This window comes from Geminicoccus sp. (assembly GCF_035556675.1).
In the GTDB taxonomy this organism is placed as follows: Bacteria; Pseudomonadota; Alphaproteobacteria; order Geminicoccales; family Geminicoccaceae; genus Geminicoccus.
Map to the genome: position 1 here is coordinate 1 of NZ_DATMFZ010000188.1, position 2,291 is coordinate 2,291.

General features: G+C 73.3%; 2 protein-coding genes. Both read left to right on the forward strand.

The features are described 5' to 3' along the window. A partial coding sequence (locus VNS22_RS13850; RefSeq protein ID WP_325733353.1) for a beta-ketoacyl reductase occupies nucleotides 1-890 on the forward strand: 890 nt, incomplete at its 5' end. Then, a partial coding sequence (locus VNS22_RS13855) for a polyketide synthase (protein ID WP_325733355.1) occupies nucleotides 877-2,291 on the forward strand: 1,415 nt, incomplete at its 3' end. The genes VNS22_RS13850 and VNS22_RS13855, both read left to right, overlap by 14 nt.

Below are 2,291 nucleotides of genomic sequence, written 5' to 3' on the forward strand. Positions count from 1 at the left end.
TGATCGGGGTCGACATCGCCGACGAGCCCGCCGTCGCTGCCGCCATGGCCGGGCTCGACCATCCGCTGAAGGGCGTGTTCCACCTGGCCGGCGCGCTGGACGACGGCGTCCTGGCCGCACAGACACCAGAGCGGCTGGCCACGACACTGCTCCCCAAGCTGGAGGGTGCCCAGGTCCTGGACCGCCTGACCCGCAGCGCCGCGCTCGACCATTTCGTCCTGTTCGGCTCGCTGGCCGGACCCGCCGGTGCCGCCGGCCAGGCCAACTATGCCGCTGCCAACGCCGCGCTGGCCGCACTCGCCCGCCAACGGCAGGCGGACGGCCTGCCGGCACTGCTGGTCGACTGGGCCGCCTGGTCCGGCTCGGGCATGGCCGCCGGCCGTGCCGGAGCCGCGATCGCACCGGCGGCGGCCCTGGACGCGCTGGGCGAGCTCCTGTGCGGCACCACGCTCGAAGCCGCGGTGCTGCCGGCCGCCACGGTGGCCGCTGCCACGGCGACTGCGGAGCCGGTCCTCGACCTGGATGGGCTGCCCGCCAGCGAGCGCCGTTTCCGCCTGGAGGAGCTGGTCCGGCACCATGCCCGCCAGGTGCTGGAGCTGGGCGACCTGCCGCTCGATCCCGCCCGGCCGCTCACCGAGCTGGGCCTCGATTCGCTGATGGCGGTGGAACTGCGCAATGCCCTGGTCCGCGCCCTGGCCCGGCCACTCCCGCCGACCCTGGTGCTGGATCACCCCTCGGTCGAGCTGCTGACCGCCCATCTGGCGACCCTCTGGACCGAGCCGCCGCCCGTGCCTGCGCCGCCACCGGCCAGCCCGGCCCAAGCCACGCCGGCCGACGACGACTCGGTCATCGACGAACTGGAACAGGAGCTGCTCCGTGCCGGCTACTGAACGCGACCTGAACCAGGCTGGCGTGGCCGCCGCACGGCGCGCCCTCGCGATGATCCGTGACCTGCAGGCAAAACTCGCTGCCGCCGAAGGTGCTGCCCGCACACCCATCGCCGTGGCCGGGCTCGCCTGCCGCTATCCCGGTGCCGACGATGCCGACGGCTACTGGGCGCAGATCGCCCAAGGCCGTGACGCCATCACCGAGGTCCCGCCGGAGCGCTGGGACATCGATGCCTGGTACGACCCGGACCCCGACCGCCCCGGCAAGATGTCGTCCCGCTGGGGCGGCTTCCTCCGGGGGGTCGACCAGTTCGACTCCGCCCACTTCGCCATCACCCGCCGCGAAGCGGAGGCGCTCGATCCCCAGCACCGGCTGCTGCTGGAAACCAGCTGGCATGCGCTGGAGGATGCCGGGATCGCACCGGACTCGTTGTTCGGCAAGAAGCTCGGCATCTTCGTGGGCCTGAGCACCAACGACTATGGCACGCTGCTGGGTGCCGGCCGGGGTGCCGAGTGGATCGACGCCTATGCCAGCATCGGCAATGCGCAGAGCGCCGCTGCCGGCCGGCTGGCCTACAGCCTGGGCACCCATGGCCCGACCCTGGTGGTCGATACCGCCTGCTCGTCTTCGCTGGTGGCCCTCCATCTGGCGATCCAGTCCCTGCGTGCCGGCGAGTGCGAGGTGGCGCTGGCCGCCGGCGTGAACCTGATCCTCTCGCCCGAGCTCACCATCAACTTCTCCAAGGCCCGCATGCTGGCCGCGGACGGCCGCTGCAAGCCGTTCTCCGCCGGTGCCGACGGCTATGTCCGCGCCGAGGGCTGCGGCGTGGTGGTGCTGCGCCGGGCGGCTGCGGGGGTGCGGGCGCGGGCTTTGGTGCTGGGCAGTGCGGTGAACCAGGATGGGCGCTCGGCGGGGCTGACGGCACCGTCGGGCCCGGCGCAGGCGGCGGTGGTGCGCGCAGCGCTGGCCGATGCCGGCCTGGACCCTGGTGCGGTGGATGCGGTCGAGGCGCACGGCACCGGGACCAGCCTGGGTGATCCGATCGAGATGCACGCGCTGGCGGAGGTGTTCGCCAAGCGCGACCGGCCGCTGTGGGTGGGCTCGGTCAAGAGCAATATCGGCCACGCCGAGGCCGCCGCCGGGGTCGCCGGGCTGATCAAGGCGGTCTTGATGGTGGAGCAGGACGCGGTGCCGCCCTCGCTGCACTTCACCCAGCTCAACCCGCATATCGAGCTGGGTGGCGCGGACCTGCGGGTGCCGACCAGCCTGCAGCGCCAGCCGGTACGGGCGGTGGGGGTGAGCAGCTTCGGCTTCAGCGGCACCAACGCCCATGTGGTGGTGGCCAAGGCGCCGGAGCAGGCCCCGGCCGCCCGTTCCCGGCCGGCGGCGGTGCTGCCGCTGGC